A 16,326-nucleotide genomic window follows, 5' to 3' on the forward strand; every position below is an offset into this window, starting at 1 on the left:
GCGCCGGCCCACAACTGCCGCTGTGCAGGTCGTAGCCGACCGGCTGCAACTGATACCGGTCCAGTCGTGGCAGGTACTGCGGCGCGATCCACGTCACCGACCGATCGCCGCGAACCCCGAACTCGACCACGTCCCGGGCGATCGCCTGCGCGGCCGCGACCAGCGAGACATCCGAACCGTGCGGCACCGGACAGGACCCCGAGGTCGTCGGTGAAATGGCGGATGGGGCCTCCTGGCGCGCGGACTCGGAGTGCAGCGAGCCGGCGATGAAGCCGAGCTGCTGGCTGAGGTCGAACTCGTCGAGCCCAGCAATGCGCCCGGTCACCAACTGCAGCGAAGGTTCGCGCAGGACCCCTGGTAGGGGCGTCCCGTCGTCCAGCGACAGGACGTCAGAGCCGGGCAGCGCGTTGAAGTGCGGCACGTCGCCCCGCCTGATCGCCGTCACCTCGGAGTCGATCAGCGGCCCCCAGGCCCCGAGTGCACCCTGCGCGACCAGGATGTCGGTAAGCCGCGCCAGCTCGGTTGAGCGCGCCTCTTCGTGGCGCAGGAACTCCGGGTGCAGCAGTTGGTGCAGCACCGATCCGTAGACCCGAGTGTTGCGGAACAGGAAGCGCACCGGACGTCCTCCGAAGGCCGCGATCGGCCCGGCCGGCGCCAGCAGTTCAGCGCGATGGTGCAGCAGGGCGCGATAACAGGACGCGAAGCCCTCGGTCAGCTCATCGGCATGGGCCACCAACGCCCGCCCCGGCTCCTGACCGACGACGAACGGCACGTGCTGGGACGCCTCGAACTCGATCGGACCGACTCGAAGTGCCATGGCGTCGGTGTTGATGTGTTCCCAGCGGCGGGCGTGTTCCACCAGTTCCTCGGGCAACGGCACGTGCAGCCCGCTGATGTCGCGGGCGCTCGACCTGGCGTCGTCCTCGTCGACCTGCCAGCTGGGCAGCAGGCCGGTGCCGAGCACTCCAGCGCGCATCTCATCAAGCGCCATCTGGTGAACGCTGGCGGCGTCCGGCATCACGACTCGGTGCCCGAACAGGCACTCCACGTCCACCAGCACCGGGTACTCGCCGTGGGCGAGCAGGTTCTCGCGGTGGCAGTCGGACCCGGCCAGCACGTAGACCAGGCAGGCCAGCACACCGGCGCGGTAGTAGTACCTGCCCAGGGCGGCCTCGTCGGCGCACGGCTGCCGATCCAGGTACTCGGCCCAGCCGTAGCCGTCGCGAACCAGCACGGTCGGCGCCCGCAGCGCCAGCGGCACCTCGCCGGTGGCATCCAGCCAGGCCAACAACCTGGCGAAGACCTGCTCGGTGCCCAAGTCCTTGGGTTTGTAGACCACTCGGACGCCGGATTCGAAGGTGAGGATGGCCACGGTTCGGCCCCCGTGGTGGGGGTCGGACAGCCCCGACTCGACCCGGCACACCCGGCCCAGCGGCCCACCTGCACCGAACGTCGTCGACACGGCGGTCTGGTCCCGGTCGAGTCGCTCGACGAGTTCGACTGTGGCGTCCACCCATTGCCGGGTGAGCGTGCTGGCCAGCTCGTCCAGCACGGGGTAGTGCCGCAGCACCTCGGCCAGTCCGCCATCTGCCGATGCCGCCACGAAGGCGTCATAGAGCCGACGCTCGGTGCCGCCCCCGGCGGCCGCGACCAGCCGATCCCAGGGCGTGCTGTGGCTGGCGCGGAAGGCGGTGTACTCCGAGAACAGCACCAGGCTGAGGGCGTCGGAAAGCCGGCTGGTCAGCAGCCGTTCCAGGCCCAGCCTGGCCTCGGCGGCGAGGCGATGCGTCCACCGGTCCCCGAGCCGCGCGGCGACGTCGCGGCGGGCAACCGCGCGCCAAGGTCTGGTGAACTCCTCGAAGGCCACTGGCTCGGGCGGAGGATCCCATCGATCCGCGGGCTCGAGCAGCACCGCCAGGTGGGCGATTGCGGGGGCGGGGACGGACCGCGTCGAGGTCAGCAACCACACCCCTTCTGCACCGATACCGCGCTCTGCGAGGTGCTCATGCCGCACGTGCAGCATTCAGTCTTCTTGCCTCGGGGGCGGATCATCGCCACGTCCTCCAGTTCGATGTCCTGGATGCGCGGCCGCTTCACGGCGCCGGGGATCACTAGGTGGATGACGTCGGAGGTTTCCTCATGCACCTCTATCCGGAGGTCCTCGGGAATGCCGATCCCGAAATCCGCGCGCAGTGTCTCGTGCGGATTCTCGAGCAACCGCTTGCGGAGGGCCTTGTCCCGCATTACTCGTTCGTTGACTTCCGCGGGCAGGGTGGTGATCGTCTGTTCGGTCATAACGCCTCCTTCGGGGGACGTCTGCTCTGGGGGTAATCCGACCTATCCTGCCCTGTGAAGATCGTTTTGTACAGGGGTCAGGACGACGCGGCTCAGCCCTCTTCGACGTAGGCGATGGCGTCGATCTCCACTGATGCGCCGTAGGGCAGATCTGGCACCCCGACGAAGGTCCGGGCTGGCCGAGCGGCCGAGAGCCGATCCTCGAACTGCTGGTTCGCCTCCTCGCGCAGGGAGACGTCGGTGACGTAGTAGACCAGCTTCACCAGTTGCTCCACCCGGCCCCCGACGGTGGCCAGGCGCTCGGTCATCCGATCGAGCGCGGCGTCCAGTGCTTCGCGCCGACCGCCAACCGGCTGGTAGTCCTTGTCCACCGACAAGGCGCCGGAGACGTAGATGTGGTTGCCGGCCGGCTTGGCGGGGCTGTAGGGGTGGTCAGGTGAGACGGACATGACGGTCCTTTCGGTGGAAACGTTGGTACCTGCTTGCCTCTTGGCCATCTGTTACCCCTTTCGTCGTGATGCAGTGCTCGCGTGGGGCGCCCGAGCACAGCACAACCGGCGCTCGATTGCTCGGACGCCGGTTGGCTGGGTTCTTGCCGGGGACGCGGGGCGGGCGTCCCCACGGGTCAGTTGTAGACGGTCACGTGGATGTGGTCGTAGTGGTTGGCCGTGATACCGCCGCGGTCGGCCATCCAGGTCCAGCCGCTCTGGCCGTTGATCCAGATGCGTTGTCGCCAGATCAGGTACTCGATGTTCAATGAGTTGGCGTTACGCTGCAGGAAGGCCGCGATGTCGTCGCCCAGGGCCACGTCGTTGGCGCCGTTCGGCATCATGATGTCGACCGCGCGTCCGCTGGGATGGTCGGGCAGCGGATCTTGCCGGTACCCATACATGGTGTGGATCTGCGGGTAGTTCTCGCGCACCGCGTAGACCACCTGCTTGGTCGACTCCCGCAACTGGGTCAGGCCGGACGAACCACCGAAGGTCAGCGAGTGGCTGCCGTCCGGGGCCGGGGCGTTGGGGCCCTGCACCGAACCCGGGCTGGTGGAGACCGGGGAGTCGGACAGGTAGGTGGTGGAGATCCACCGCAACTCACCGCCATCGTTGACCTGGCTGAAGCCGTCCTGGGTGACGCCGGTGAGCGAGACCTCGGTGTTCACCGACAGCACCCGGATGATGCGGTAGTTCGTCGATGGGCCGGTACGCAGGTTGACCGCTGTGGTGGTGTACGCCTTCGAGGTCGTGGTGACCTCGGATGCCAGGTAGTCGGTGGACACCCAGCGCAGTTGGCCGTTGTCGTCGACCTGGGCGAAGCCGTCCTGGGTGAGGCCGGTCAGCGATACCTGGGTGTTGATCGGCAGCACCCGAACCACCTGGTGGCTGGTGGACGGGCCGGTGCGCAGGTTGAGCGGGCTGGTGGTGTACGCGGTGGACGCCTCACCCGACCCCCCGGAGGGTTCCTCGGTCTCCGGCTCCGCCGGCGTCGCGGCGTTGGTGTTCAGGTATTGCGATGCGACCCAGCCATGCTGACCCCAGTAGAAGATCGGCGTCCAGCCATCGCGGGCCTCACCGCGCAGGTCGACCCGCTCGCCGACCGCGAGCACCCCCACGACCCGGTCGCCGGTGCTCGGACCGCTGCGCACGTTCAGCGCGGTGCGGGCGCTGCCGGACCCGGTGATCTCTGACCCGCCGGTGCCGGCCGGTTCATTGTCCGCCTCGGGCTCCTCCACGGGGTTCGCGACCGGCGGATTGACGGTCGACGAGTTGAACTTCAGGTACGCGGCGTAGACGTAGCCCGGACGCCCCCAGTAGCCGACCGGCACCCAGCCGCCCTTGGCTGCACCGGTGACAGCGACCTGCTCGCCGACGCGCAGCACCCCGATCACCGGGCTCAGGGTGCTGGAACCGCTGCGGACGTTGACCACGGTAGTGGCGGTCGCGGTGCCTTCGGGGGCGGCGCCGAGGTCACCGAACGCGATATAGGCGGAGAACACCCACGCGTCCTGCCCTCGGTACCGCACCGGCGTCCACTCGCCACGCGGGTCGCCACGCCTTTCGACCTGCTCACCGGCCGACAGGACGCCCAGGATACGCGCCGAGGTGTTCGGGTCCTGGCGGACGTTGAGGGCGGTCGTTGCCTGGGCGGTGCTCAGGTTGGCCGATGCGAACTGTGGGAGCAGCACGGCACTGGACGCCAACGCGCTCACCGCGACCAACCCCGTCAGTGCGTTGCGGGTTCTCTTGCCAAGACGGCTCATCGCTCGCCCCTTCGCCAAAGGTGTGGGATTTCGGCGGGAGCGGACGTCTTCCCCGACCCAGGAACGACCCCGGATCACGCCCGCGTCACGCCCACGCGGCAGAACCTAAGTCAATGGACACGCCGATGACACCCGGCTCAGCGTCCACCCAGTCTTCGCTTTCGCAGGTGACTAGGAGTTATGAGAAAACAGGCTCGTCTCAACCGAAAGTTGAGGTTCATGCCTTATCGCCAGGATCAGGCGATGACCCAGGTTGCGTCCGGGTCGGCCAGCACGCGGGTAGGACGCCCCAGGCCACGCAGCCCGGCGGCCCCCGATTGCCGGTCGGCCAGGGTATGGACGGGGCTGCCGACGGCGGCAGCCAACTCGGTCAGCGACTGGTCGCCGCCGAGGACGACCGCTACCGCCACGGTGCGCGCGAGCTTGTTGGCGATCACGGTCTGCAGGGTCTCGGCGTCGATCGTCGGGGCTGCGATCACGATCGGCACCCGGTCGGCGGACGCCGCGGCCAGCAGGGCGGTGAGTTCCCGGAACTGGTTGATGGTGTCGGCACAGACCAGCACGGCCGGCTGGTCGAGGATCGCCCGGGCGCCGGTGTGGGTGGCCAGCGTCGGTGCGGCCAGCCGGCAGGCCACCTTCGTTGTCGAGGATGCGGCGAGCTGCGCCGCCAGCGCCCGCTCCTCCTCCGGGCTGAACCTGGCGGCCGGCGGCGCCTGGTCGAGCAGTTGGTCGGTGGTGATGTAGGCGGGAGGTCCGATGGGGACCTCCAGCGCTGGCCGGACGCCGGCGTCGTCGACGGACTGGCCCTGCTGCTCGGCGGCGGCGCGCAGCGCGTTACGGCGGTCGACGAGCGTCGCGGCGATGACCAGCGCGATACCGACCACCAGGATCAACGCCACGATGACTTCGGGACTCATGGCAAGCAACGGTAGCCGCAAGGAGCTGCCGAGCGCGCTGCCGACCGGGTGCCATCACGCGGGTCAGGTTTATGCTCGCAGTTGCGGATGGCAGGCGTTTCGCCCTGGGAGGCGTGATGGACGAGATCGGCGGCGTTTTCGATGCGCCCACGCTGTTCCGCGCCGTGGATGTGCTGGGCGTGGTAGGCAATGGTTTGCTGGGCGGCATCGTGGCGCGAAGGATGCGGTTCGACCTGGTTGGCTTCCTGGTGCTGGCGATGCTGAGCGGGCTGGGCGGCGGCATCATCCGTGACCTGATGCTGACGGTTCACCCGGTGGCTTTGACTGACCCCGCCTATCTGAGCGGTGCCTTCAGTGCCGCGCTGGTCGCCTACCTGGTGCCACTGCGCAGCAAGTGGCTGAACTGGGCTCTGACGATCGCCGACATGCTGGCGGTTGGCTGCTGGACGGCGACTGGGACGATCAAGGCGCTTGGCTACGGCCTCGGGGTGCTGCCGTCGCTGCTGCTCGGGGTGATCACCGCGGTCGGTGGCGGTATGACCCGGGACGTCCTGGTAGGTCGCATCCCCGCGATCTTCGGTGGCAACACGCTGTACGCAACCCTCGCCGTGGTTGGCGCGGTTCAGGCTTGGCTGCTGACCGAGGCAGGCATGAGCGACCTCGGCATGGGGATGTCGATCGTCACCTGTCTGGTTCTCGGGATCCTGTCCAGGCAATTCGGCTGGCAACTGCCCAAAGCCCCGGAGTGGTCGCTGCCGTTCTTCCGTCCTCGGCCCCCTGGTGAGGGTCGTGATTCGCAGGACGAGGACGCCGGGCAGGTGTCCGACAACGACGAGGAGTCGAAGTAGACCGGCCGACTGCATTCGCTAGACTCGCACCGACGCGCCTATAGCTCAGTCGGTAGAGCAGGGGACTTTTAATCCTCGGGTCCAGGGTTCGATCCCCTGTGGGCGCACCACATTATCCCTAGGGAGACTGGCACCCATCTCACGCAGCTGGGCCGGCCACGTGCGCAGAGAGGGCGATCTGCGGGTGATAAGGTCTGTGACCAACAGAATGCTGCTTGTCAGAGTGAAAATGTATGGTGCCTTTCATGGACGAGAACATGATCCCGGTGATGGTCGCCATCCGCTATGGAGGCGTGATGGGCAGCCCGCCAGGCGACCATCAGATACTCGCCGAAGGTCTCATGTCGCACAGCGATCTGGACTCATTGAGCCATGAGCTGAGGCATCTCAGCCGCCTCGATGGCAGCGACCACGGTTTGTTCGCCGTCGAACGCCATGAGTTCGAACAGGATTGGGGCGCCGCGTCTGCGATGGCGGAGATCCTGTTGAGCTTGGGGACCTCGATCGCGGCCAGTGTGGTGTACGACTACGTCAAGAGACGGATGCGCGAGCGATCTCCACGTAGGCAGCCCTATGATCGAACGCTGACTGAGCAAGAGGTTGAACATCTCTGCCGTGGTCGCATCCAGATGTACCGGGGTTTCGGCCTGCCCGCCGATCTGATCAAGCTCTCCGTTACCCACTCGGATGATGGCGCGATCGAGATGTCGTTCTTGGCTCCGAGCGAGTCAACGACATACGAAGTGAGAGCAGAACTAGTCGGCTGGGGGCCGGTGGCTCATATCACGAAGAAGACCGTCCAACACAACACACCGGTCCATGAGGAAGGATCGCACACCACGGCCGCCCAGCACGAGGATAGCTGAAGCCATCCCGCTGAGCTCGCTCAGAACCTGCTTACGTGTGCGGTAAGGGCGTGCCGCGCCCTTGATTCCCACTGCGACCGATCCTGGCGTGCGTTCCGTGGCTCGTCAATGGGCTAGGCCGAAAGTTGGAGCCATCTTCGAGGTGTTCGGCTATCTGGGTGGCAGCGGGCTGCTGGCTATCGCTTTGGCTTGCCGCCGGGCGGAGCGCCGGCCTCCGACTCCAACTCGGGAGTTCACAGCGCATCGGGCGTGTTCGTCCTGATATGCGTGGCGAAGTTCCAGTCGTTGGGGTGATGCTCCTGATCCAGAACGGGCCGTATCGCCGTCGCGAGCGGCGCGTGCGCGCCACATTGATGGACTGGGCTGGGAGCGTCCGGGTGAGGAAGTCGTTCTGGTCCGCCAAACCAGCCGTTCAGCTCTCGAGGGGTGGCGATTCCGGTTCCGATTGCTCCGCGGAGCCACCTATCCCTCGCTTCCGTCGGAACAGACTCCCGACAGCCTCAACCGCCCCCAAGGCTGTGCCCTTGACTGTTGAGCCAGCGTCGTCGATCGCAACGAGGGCTCGAGGCTTGTCAGGGATGCCGTCACCGTCGAGGTCGACCCGACGAAAGACGTCGGAGGCCCGCGAGTAGGTCTCCTCGCCAAACCGTTTAGCGCTCTCCAGCCCTCCTGATGCGCTATCCCGGACCTGATCCCTCACCTCGCCCACGGCGTCCAGCCATGTTTTGACGTCCCACGACTGCTGATGGCGTTCGATTCCGAGTCGGCCATGGAAGTCGACGACGTTGGCCGCCACATTGTTGCTTGACGCGACGATCTCTCGAGCCACGATAGGGTGAAGCAGCACTCTTGTGTTCGCCGTCTCCGCGGCGACCTCCAGGCGAGCCACCAACTGCAGTGTGCTCCGCGAGATGAGCTCAAGCCGGTTCTGCCTAGTGATCCTGAGGGCCCGCCGATGCCGGTCCAACTCCTCGGGAGCAGCCTCCAAGACGCGGTCGAGTTCCAGTACCGCGACAGCATCCAGCAACTGGAAGCAGCGAGCCAGCACGACGAGCCATTCTTGCGCCTTGGCCTCGGCCTCCCTGGCTGCCTTGGCGAGGTCGCCCACCTGGCTCTTGCGGTCCATCTTCTCGACCAACGCATCGAGCTGCCGGAGGGCGTACGCCTGGGTCCGAGCGATCGTCGCAGAGGTGGCTTGAACCTTTGACCATGCGACATCGGACACGCGTCCCACCTGCTGCCGGATGATCATGGCCTCGTCAACGACCAGACCCACGCCGATCATGTCGGCCAGGACCGAGTCCTTCTGGGTGCGCAGGACATCATCGACTTTCTCGTCGATCCTGGCGAGATAATCCACAATTTCGGCGATGGTTTGCTGCATCGCGACCTGCGCCATGAGCCCCGCGGCACCCGCCAGAACGGCCGGGTTAGCGAGATTGGCGACCAGTGTGCGCGGAACGTTCTCAAACTGAACGATCCCCTTGATTCCTTTAGCTTGGCCCCTCGCGTACACCACTCCCAGGCTCAGCCCCGAGTCACTGCTCTTCATCAGCCCGTACTTTTCAACGAGATGCGCCGACTCCTTGGTCATCTTCACCCAACGCCCGGAGTTTGCGACGATCTCAGAACCGGCCCTGATGCCTTCACCCGCCTGCCCAGCGGCAGACCTGAGCCGGTGCAAGTCGAGATTCTTGGATGGCAGCCCTTCCGAGGACAGAAACCGTTCGACCGCTGCTGGGTCACCGATCACCGCCAAGCCGTCACCGTCGCTGATCAACTGAATCTCGTCATCCATCGCTTGCTCCCGAAGTCGGCATGGCAGGTGGGCCAGCGAACTGGCACGTCAGGCCGCATTCCCAACGTCAAGAGGACGGTAACACCCTCATCTCTCATTGCGCGGGTGACCCATCCTGGTCAGTCGCGGTCAGGCCTGAGCACTGGCGACGCGTACCGGCGCTGCGTCCACCAGTGACCAGCGGCACACTCGGCGACACCTCGCGGCTTCCCGACCGAGTTCATCGCCCCGAGCAGTGGGGGAACGCCCCGACTCTTCGGGGCGCTCGCTTACCGGCTCGGGTCAGCCAGCTCATCGGCGTTGGACTGGAGCGCTAGCGTCAGGAAACCAGCCACGGCTGCCAGCACTGCAGGCACGGTGCGCACCGGGAACGAGTGGGTGGCGCCGGGGATGATGACCAGTTGCCGCTGTCCGGCCTGTGGGGCGGACACCGCGTTCGTCAACTCGTCGGGGCTTCCGTACGGGTCCCGGTCTCCCGAGACCAGCAGCACCGGGACGCCTACCGGTTGCAGCTCCGCAAGCCGGGTTGGGGTTGGTCTGCCCGGTGCGTGCAGCGGAAAGCTGAGCGCCACGATGCCGGCCCCCCATGGCGCCCAGGTCCGACAGGCGATGCGTGCGCCGGCGCTGCGTCCACCGGTAACCATGGGCACACCTGGCCAGCGCTCTCGCACGACCTCTACACCTGCCTGCCACAGTGGGTCCGAGCCCGGCGGCCTTGGGCCGACGCTGCGTCCCGCCACCCGCCACGGCAGCTCGTAGCGGGCGACCACCCAGCCCTGGTCGGGCAGGTGATCGGCCAGTGCAGTGAGGTCGACTGTCGCCACCTGACCGGACGCACCCCCGCCGAGCACGATCGCGCCGCGGACTGCGTCCGGGATGGCCAGGTGCAGCCGGCCCGGGCCCTGATCGGTGTCAACTTCAAGGGTGGCGCTGGTCGTCATGCGGCGATTATCCGGCTCAGGCTTCTGGATTGGGTGCAGAAACTGCTGGTCTGCGCGACCCGGTGCACCCACTACGTCCGACCCCGGGCCATGCGCCGACGCCGACCGGCGCTCAGATGCTGAACGCCAGCTCGTAGGCGTCGTTGATCGCGTCGCCGACCTTGCGCGGTGCCACGCAGTCACCCACCGGGTGCACCCGCCGCTCTGGCGTCCGGGCAGCGAACGGCGCCCCGGCACTCACCTTGGTCAGTTCCTCGGTAAGCGCCTGCGCCGGCCGCACCCCGAAGGCGGCCACCACGGTGTCGGCGGCGAGCGATTTCTCGCCGTCCGGGCCCTCTACGACCACCCCGGTGTCGGTGATCTCGACCACCTTGTGGCTGGTCAGGATCTGCACGTTGTGCTCGGCCAGCGACCGCAGCAGCGAGACCCGGTTCAGAAAGAGCATGTCGCGGGCGATCTCGTCCAGCATCTCGACGATGGTCACCTCATGCCCGTCCTGGGCCAGCTCGAGGCCGAGGTCGGCACCCGACAGGCCGCCGCCGCAGATGATGACCCGTTTGCCGGGCCGGCGCTCGCCGGTGTGGGCGTCGATCACCTCCATCACGATCGGTGAGTCGATGCCCCGGATCGGCGGGTGCACCGGCAGCGAACCCGCGGCCACGATGACCTCGTCGGCGTCGTCCAACTCCGCCGAGTCGGCGGTGATCTCGGTGCCCAGGTGGATGCTGACGTTCGGCAGCAGCGCCAACTCGCCATCCCACCAGTCGATCATCTTCCGCAGTTCGCGCTTGAAGTCGGGCGTCGCGGCCGGGAACAGGACGCCTCCGATGCGGTCCTCCTTGTCGTAGACGTCGACGGTGTGGCCGCGCAGCCCAGCCACCCGGGCTGCCTCCAGCCCGGCGGGGCCGGCGCCCACGATGGCGATCTTCCTGGGCGAGTCGGTCGGCGTGATGACACGTTCGGCTTCCCGGGCCACCTCCGGATTGACCGCGCAACCGATCGGCTTGCCGTTGAACGCGTTGCCCGTGCAGAGCTGGTTGCAGCGGATGCAGGGCCGGATCCGGTCGGGCTGACCGGCCTCGATCTTGCGGATGATGTGCGGATCGGCGATCAGGCCGCGCCCGACGCCGATCATGTCGGCTGCACCGCGGGCCAGGATCCGCTCGCCGTTGTCGACGGTGATGTTGCCGCACGCCGCCACCGGGATGCTCACCACGGGTTTCACCGCCTCGGCCGCCGACACCATGCAGTCGTCGCCCAGGTAGTAGGGCGGGAAGACGTAGTCCATCGCCTCGTAGGAGCCGTCGTCGCAGATCAGCAGGTCGATGCCGGCGCGTTCCAGGTGCTGGACGATCTCCTGGGTCTCCTGCCAGGTGCGGCCACCGGCGAAGCGGTGGTTCACCGAGATCCGGAAGCTGACAGGCAGTCCCGGTGCGTTCTGCTTGATCGCCGCGATGAGTTCGGACGGGAACCGGCAGCGGTTCTCGGTGCTGCCGCCGTACTGGTCGGTGCGGCGGTTCCAGCACGAGCTCATGAACTGGTCGACCAGGTACCCGGTGTGGCCGTGGATGTCGATCACGTCGACGCCGGCGTGGTAGGCGCGGCGGGCGGCGTCCCCGGTGTCGGCGACGATCCGCTGGATCTCCTCGATTTCCAGCGGCTTGCAGCGCACGCTCGGGTCGAAGAACCAGGTGTTGTCCGACGCCGACCGGGGCTCCATGTTCAGTGTCTGGCAGTACTGGTTGTTGCGTCCCAGCCCCATCGTCAACTGCAGGGCCAGCACCCCGCCGGCGGCGTGCACCGCGTCGGCGATCGCCTTGATGCCGGGGGTGTGGGCGTCGGTGTCGATCCTGGCCAGGCCAGGGGCGATCGGGTCGAAGATGCCGGAGACGAAGTTGATGCCGGTCATCACCAGGCCGGTGCCGCCCTTGGCGCGTTCGGCGTAGTAGGCGGCTTCAGCCGGGGTCGAATGCCCGTTCTGGGTGCCCAGTTCGGTGCCCATCGGAGTCATGAGTAGCCGGTTCTTCAGTTCGAGGTTGCCGATCTTGATCGGCTGCAGCAGGTGTTCGAATGCACTCATCGTCGCTTCCTTGGGTCGGCTGAGCAGCGCACATCATCGGGTCACCATCAAGGCTAGGCCGCCCACGGCCCGGCCGCTGGGCGCGCGAAGACCCGACGGGTCATTCGCTGCGCAGGGCCTCCACCGGGTCCTTGCGAGACGCCGCCGAGGAGGGGATCAGCCCCGCCAGGAAGGTCAGGCCCATGCTGATCAGCACCAGGATCCCGGCCGCCTGCCACGGCAGCTGGGCGACGTTGGCGATGTTGAACCGCGATTCGACGATCGCGTTGGTCGGCAGGGTCAGCAGCGCCGTCACGGCGATGCCCACCAGGCCGGCCACGAACCCGACGATGAGGGTCTCGGCGTTGAACACCCGGCGGATGTCACGCTTGCTGGCGCCGATTGAGCGCAGGATGCCGATCTCCTTCCTACGCTCCAGCACCGAGATGTAGGTGATGACGCCGATCATGATGGACGAGACCACCAGCGAGATCGACACGAAGGCCACCAGGACGTAACTGACGACGTTGATGATGTCGGTCACCGAGGCCATCAGCGTGCCGACGATGTCGGTGTAGGTGATCACCTTGTCGTCGTTGCCCTCAGCCTGCATTCGATCGTTGTAGTCGTCCAGGATCTGGATGACCTGCGCCTTGCTCTCGAAGTCCCGTGGGTAGATGTCGATGCTGTAGGGCTTGTCGGGTTCGGCGTAACCGAGCCGGGCCAGGTTGGTGTCGAAGGAGGTCTGCCCGGTGCTCATCATCGACATCAGCACCTCGGTCAGTTCTTCCTCGTCCATGTTGAACTGGAAGGCGTTCATGAACGCTGCCTGGTCGATACCCATGGCGCCGGACATGTTGCTGGCGAGCTGACTCATCGCCGCGTTCATGGCGGCGCCGAGCTGCGCCTCGAGTGCGATGCCGATCTGGGTCTGCAGCGCGGTACCGATCTGGGTGTGGATGGCGGTGCCGATCTCCTCGGACACCTGCCTCATCAGGACGGTCATCGTCTGCTGCAGGTAGTCGGACATCACGGTCTGCAGTTGGGCCGTCAGCGCGTCGAGGTCGATGATCCCCTCTGCCTGCTCGACCAGCGCCTGACCTTCCTCCGATTCGAGGAAGAGCGGGAAGTTGGCCACCACGTCGGTGACCTCGAGGCCGTCCGAGGTGGCGAACTCGACGTACCCGCTGACAAGGCCAGCGGCGACCTGATGGGCCAAGTCGGTGTCCACGTCGTCAAGGCTGAAGTCGAGTTGCCCCACGATCTCGATCAGGTCGAGTTCGGGCAGCGCGGCCGGATCGATCTCGAGCGCCGACAGGTCGAGCTCGAAGGCCGACATGTCCAGGTTCATCGCCGAGGCGTCCAGGTTCAACGCCGACAGGTCGAGGCTGAGACCGGACAGGTCCATCGCCAGCGCCGACTCGTCGAAGGTGAACGCGGCCGCGATCGCGTCCTCGTCGACGGTGATCAGCGAGCTGAGGTCGAATTCGTTGCCCTGCGGGTTCGCTGCCTCATCGGCGAAGGTCCGACCGGAGAACACGTTCATGGCCGGGTCGGCCAACTGCTGCTGCACCACCTCGGTCTGGGCGGCCTGCTCGATGAGGTGGCTGGTCAGTGCCGGGGTGTAGTAGATGCCCGGGGTCAGCGCGGACGCCCGGGTGCTGCCGTTCGGTCGCACGATGCCGGAAACGTGCAGGTCTTCACCGGATTCGACCAACCCAGCCAGATGCTCGGCATCGCCGCTCTTGTCGGTCCAGACGCCGTAGGTCTGGTCGTAGCTGAAGAAGTCGGCCGAGTTCACCAGCTTGAACGAGACGTCCAGTATCTCCTCGTAGCTCAGTGACAACGTGTCGGTCGGTGCGACGATCTCCTCCTCGTTGACCATCTGCTGCACCATCGCGTCCAGTTCGGCCGGATCACGCAGGCCCATGGCGTAGAGCACCAGGTCGCTGACCCCGCCGCTCTCGGTCAACACCAGGACGACCTCGTCGTGGCTGGTCGGCCAGCTGCCGGCGACCACGTCGTACTGCGGCTCGATGAGTGAGGTGTCGCCCATCAGCTCGTGAAAGACGTTCGTGCTCATCTGGGCGGCCATCATCGTGTTGGTGGTCGAGCCGGACCCGAACCCCAGGGCTGAGAAACTCGAGTCCGGGTTGACCTGCCGGACGCCGTCGCCGGTGTCGGCGCTGAAGATCTGTGGGGTCACGTTGTAGGAGTACTCGATCAGGTTCACGTAGTCATCGATGTCTGCGCCGTTGTCCTCGATGTACTGCTTGAGTGCCACCAGGTCGTTCGACCCGATGCTGGAGAACATCCGGTTGATCGCCTGGATCTCGTGGACGTCGCCGCCATCCTGGTCGGACGCGTCACCGGCGAAGTCGTCCCCCATCTCGGCCGACATCGCGAGCATGGCGGTGGTGTCGAAGCCCTGGCTCTGGATCGTGAGCGGATAAACCGAGAGGGTGTCCTCCTCGATGCCCTTGACGTAGTCGTTCACCCCGGTGGCCAAGGCCAGGATGGCGGCGATCCCCATGATGCCGATGCTCCCCGCGAACGAGGTCATCAGCGTGCGGCCCTTCTTGGTCATCAGGTTGTTGAAGGAAAGCGCAAGAGCGGTGAAGAACGACATCGACGTCCGCCGGACCTGCTTGGCGCTCGGGTGCAGGTCATCAGCAGCGGGGTCGAACGGGTTGGTGTCGGCCACCACCTGGCCGTCGCGCAGGTTGACCACGCGGTTGGCGTACTCCTCGGCGAGTTCGGGGTTGTGGGTGACCATGACCACCAGGCGGTCCTCGGCGATCTCGGTCAGCAGCGCCATGATCTGCAGGCTGGTCGCCGAGTCGAGCGCGCCGGTCGGTTCGTCGGCCAGCAGGATCTCGGGGTCGTTGATCAGTGCCCGGGCGATCGCCACCCGCTGCATCTGGCCGCCGGACAACTGGCTGGGGCGCTTGTGGATGTGGTCGCCCAGCCCCACCTCCTGCAACGCGGCGATCGACCGCGCCCGCCGTTCCTTCGGCGAAACCCCCGACAGGGTCAACGCCAACTCGACATTGGCCAGCACGGTCTGGTGCGGAATCAGGTTGTAGCTCTGGAAGACGAAGCCGATCCGGTTGTTGCGGTAGGTGTCCCAGTCGCGGTCGGTGTACTTCCGGGTCGAGACCTCGTCAATGACAAGGTCGCCGGAGTCGTAGTGGTCGAGCCCGCCGACGATGTTCAGCATGGTGGTCTTGCCCGACCCGGAGGGTCCGAGGATCGCGACGAACTCGTTGTCGCGGAAGGCGATCGAGACGTCGTCGAGGGCCTTCTGGGTGAAGTCCCCGGTGGTGTATGACTTGCTGACGTTGGTGAGTTGCAGCATGCTCAGGCTTTCTGCGCCGGGGCGGAATGGGCGGGTTGGGCCAGCAGCCCGGGCCGGACCAGATCCAGCCACCGTTCCCTGGCCTGCGCAGGTTGGTCGAATGGGCCGGTGCAGGCCAGCAGCACCACGTCGTCGGCGGTGAGGTCGGGACGCAGCCGTCCGGCAGCGCGGCCGGCGGCGACCAGTTGGTTCAGGGCGGAGAAGGCTCGCAGCACCGACTGGGAGTAGGCGGGCTGCTCGGGCAGGGTGAGGGCGGCCGCCCGGAGGGCGCGGTTGTCGGCGGCGCCGTCGAGGACGGTTAGCAACAGGTGGAGCAGTTCGTCGTCGGCCTCGGCAAGCCCGGACTCGACGCGGGTGACGGACTTCTCCACCAGGCCGGCCAGCTTGTCGAGGTGCTCGGAGACGATTGCCGCCACCAGATCGGTCTTGGTGGGGAAGTGCCGGTAAAGGGTGCCCACCGCGACACCGGCGGCCGCGGCGATGTCGACCATGCTGACGTCCGGGCCGTGGACGGTGATCCGGGATCGGGCGGTGTCCAGGATCCGCTCCCGGTTGCGGGCGGCGTCCGCGCGGATCAGCCGATCTGTTGTCATCCTGCTGTCTTCCTCCTGTCAAGGGCAATGCCCGCCCAGGACGAACCTGAACGCAGATTCACTTTATTCCGGCACGCAAGAGCCGACTCACCTGGCTGTCCTTCAGCGTCTGTCAAGCCGACCCGCCGACACTCGCCAAGAGAATGTCAGTGCCGCCATCTAGCTTCTGGCTCATCGACACCGCAATGGCGTCGAGGCATCGCATCGAAGGAGCGACCATGTCAGAGCAGCAACCCCTCCGGGGGTCAGTGGGCGGGCAGCCGCCCAGTCAGTTCGGCCAGCCGCAGTTCGTGGCTCCGCCCTCGTACGGGCATCAGTCCTTGCCGGCACAGCCCGGCCCGGCTCAAGCCGGCCAGTCGCCGCCCGGCCCGCAGCGGTTCGGCCAGCCCCAACC

Annotated in this window: 12 protein-coding genes and 1 tRNA gene; 3 read left to right on the forward strand and 10 right to left on the reverse strand. The window is 66.6% G+C overall.

The window, feature by feature from the left end; all coding sequences use genetic code 11:
* The 5 genes from lanM to WBL05_RS09170 all read right to left on the reverse strand — a co-directional run.
* On the reverse strand, window positions 1-2,023 hold a 2,023-nt coding region (gene lanM / locus WBL05_RS09150), incomplete at its 3' end, for a type 2 lanthipeptide synthetase LanM (protein WP_424225389.1).
* Entirely contained in the window at window positions 1,957-2,295 is a 339-nt protein-coding gene (locus WBL05_RS09155) for an NHLP leader peptide family RiPP precursor (protein WP_424225390.1), read from the reverse strand. The genes WBL05_RS09155 and lanM, both read right to left, overlap by 67 nt.
* Window positions 2,296-2,387: 92 nt before the next feature.
* Window positions 2,388-2,744 carry a RidA family protein gene (locus tag WBL05_RS09160; RefSeq protein ID WP_424225391.1) on the reverse strand — a complete coding sequence of 119 codons (357 nt, stop codon included), beginning with the start codon at window positions 2,742-2,744 and terminating at the stop codon, window positions 2,388-2,390.
* 176 nt (window positions 2,745-2,920) lie between these two features.
* Window positions 2,921-4,552, reverse strand: a complete 1,632-nt coding sequence (locus WBL05_RS09165) for an SH3 domain-containing protein (RefSeq protein WP_424225392.1) — start codon at window positions 4,550-4,552, stop codon at window positions 2,921-2,923.
* 236 nt (window positions 4,553-4,788) lie between these two features.
* Window positions 4,789-5,469: a hypothetical protein gene (locus tag WBL05_RS09170; RefSeq protein WP_424225393.1), complete on the reverse strand. Its 681-nt coding sequence runs from the start codon at window positions 5,467-5,469 to the stop codon at window positions 4,789-4,791.
* Between the two features lie 116 nt (window positions 5,470-5,585).
* Here WBL05_RS09170 and WBL05_RS09175 point away from each other — a divergent pair, with 116 nt between their 5' ends.
* The 3 genes from WBL05_RS09175 to WBL05_RS09185 all read left to right on the forward strand — a co-directional run bounded on the left by WBL05_RS09175 (window position 5,586) and on the right by WBL05_RS09185 (window position 7,183).
* The gene (locus WBL05_RS09175; RefSeq protein WP_424225394.1) at window positions 5,586-6,317 is read left to right on the forward strand and encodes a trimeric intracellular cation channel family protein; all 732 of its coding nucleotides are present in this window, start codon (window positions 5,586-5,588) and stop codon (window positions 6,315-6,317) included.
* A 34-nt stretch (window positions 6,318-6,351) separates the two neighbouring features.
* Window positions 6,352-6,427 (forward strand) — tRNA-Lys (locus WBL05_RS09180).
* A 135-nt stretch (window positions 6,428-6,562) separates the two neighbouring features.
* Complete coding sequence (locus WBL05_RS09185) at window positions 6,563-7,183, forward strand: hypothetical protein (RefSeq protein WP_424225395.1); 621 nt, start codon at window positions 6,563-6,565, stop codon at window positions 7,181-7,183.
* 412 nt (window positions 7,184-7,595) lie between these two features.
* On the opposite strand, the gene WBL05_RS09190 is transcribed toward WBL05_RS09185, so the two are convergent.
* The 5 genes from WBL05_RS09190 to WBL05_RS09210 all read right to left on the reverse strand — a co-directional run bounded on the left by WBL05_RS09190 (window position 7,596) and on the right by WBL05_RS09210 (window position 15,932).
* Window positions 7,596-8,981, reverse strand: a complete 1,386-nt coding sequence (locus tag WBL05_RS09190) for a hypothetical protein (protein ID WP_424225396.1) — start codon at window positions 8,979-8,981, stop codon at window positions 7,596-7,598.
* Between the two features lie 269 nt (window positions 8,982-9,250).
* Window positions 9,251-9,922: an alpha/beta family hydrolase gene (locus WBL05_RS09195; protein WP_424225397.1), complete on the reverse strand. Its 672-nt coding sequence runs from the start codon at window positions 9,920-9,922 to the stop codon at window positions 9,251-9,253.
* Between the two features lie 112 nt (window positions 9,923-10,034).
* Window positions 10,035-12,002: an FAD-dependent oxidoreductase gene (locus WBL05_RS09200; RefSeq protein WP_424225398.1), complete on the reverse strand. Its 1,968-nt coding sequence runs from the start codon at window positions 12,000-12,002 to the stop codon at window positions 10,035-10,037.
* A 100-nt stretch (window positions 12,003-12,102) separates the two neighbouring features.
* Window positions 12,103-15,339 carry an ATP-binding cassette domain-containing protein gene (locus WBL05_RS09205; protein ID WP_424225399.1) on the reverse strand — a complete coding sequence of 1,079 codons (3,237 nt, stop codon included), beginning with the start codon at window positions 15,337-15,339 and terminating at the stop codon, window positions 12,103-12,105.
* Window positions 15,340-15,341: 2 nt separating this feature from the next.
* Window positions 15,342-15,932 (reverse strand): TetR/AcrR family transcriptional regulator, encoded by a 591-nt coding sequence (locus WBL05_RS09210; RefSeq protein WP_424225400.1) that lies wholly within the window; start codon window positions 15,930-15,932, stop codon window positions 15,342-15,344.
* Window positions 15,933-16,326: the final 394 nt, after the last annotated feature.

This window comes from Brooklawnia sp. (assembly GCF_049651565.1).
GTDB lineage: Bacteria > Actinomycetota > Actinomycetes > Propionibacteriales > Propionibacteriaceae > Brooklawnia.

Excerpts from the sequence above, each read along its gene's own strand:
- WBL05_RS09155 (WP_424225390.1), bottom strand. The coding sequence starts at position 2,295 with ATGACCGAACAGACGATCACCACCCTGCCCGCGGAAGTCAACGAACGA.
- WBL05_RS09200 (WP_424225398.1), bottom strand. The coding sequence starts at position 12,002 with ATGAGTGCATTCGAACACCTGCTGCAGCCGATCAAGATCGGCAACCTC.
- WBL05_RS09195 (WP_424225397.1), bottom strand. The coding sequence starts at position 9,922 with ATGACGACCAGCGCCACCCTTGAAGTTGACACCGATCAGGGCCCGGGC.
- WBL05_RS09160 (WP_424225391.1), bottom strand. The coding sequence starts at position 2,744 with ATGTCCGTCTCACCTGACCACCCCTACAGCCCCGCCAAGCCGGCCGGC.
- WBL05_RS09165 (WP_424225392.1), bottom strand. The coding sequence starts at position 4,552 with ATGAGCCGTCTTGGCAAGAGAACCCGCAACGCACTGACGGGGTTGGTC.
- WBL05_RS09170 (WP_424225393.1), bottom strand. The coding sequence starts at position 5,469 with ATGAGTCCCGAAGTCATCGTGGCGTTGATCCTGGTGGTCGGTATCGCG.
- WBL05_RS09190 (WP_424225396.1), bottom strand. The coding sequence starts at position 8,981 with ATGGATGACGAGATTCAGTTGATCAGCGACGGTGACGGCTTGGCGGTG.
- WBL05_RS09210 (WP_424225400.1), bottom strand. The coding sequence starts at position 15,932 with ATGACAACAGATCGGCTGATCCGCGCGGACGCCGCCCGCAACCGGGAG.
- WBL05_RS09185 (WP_424225395.1), top strand. The coding sequence starts at position 6,563 with ATGGACGAGAACATGATCCCGGTGATGGTCGCCATCCGCTATGGAGGC.
- WBL05_RS09205 (WP_424225399.1), bottom strand. The coding sequence starts at position 15,339 with ATGCTGCAACTCACCAACGTCAGCAAGTCATACACCACCGGGGACTTC.
- WBL05_RS09175 (WP_424225394.1), top strand. The coding sequence starts at position 5,586 with ATGGACGAGATCGGCGGCGTTTTCGATGCGCCCACGCTGTTCCGCGCC.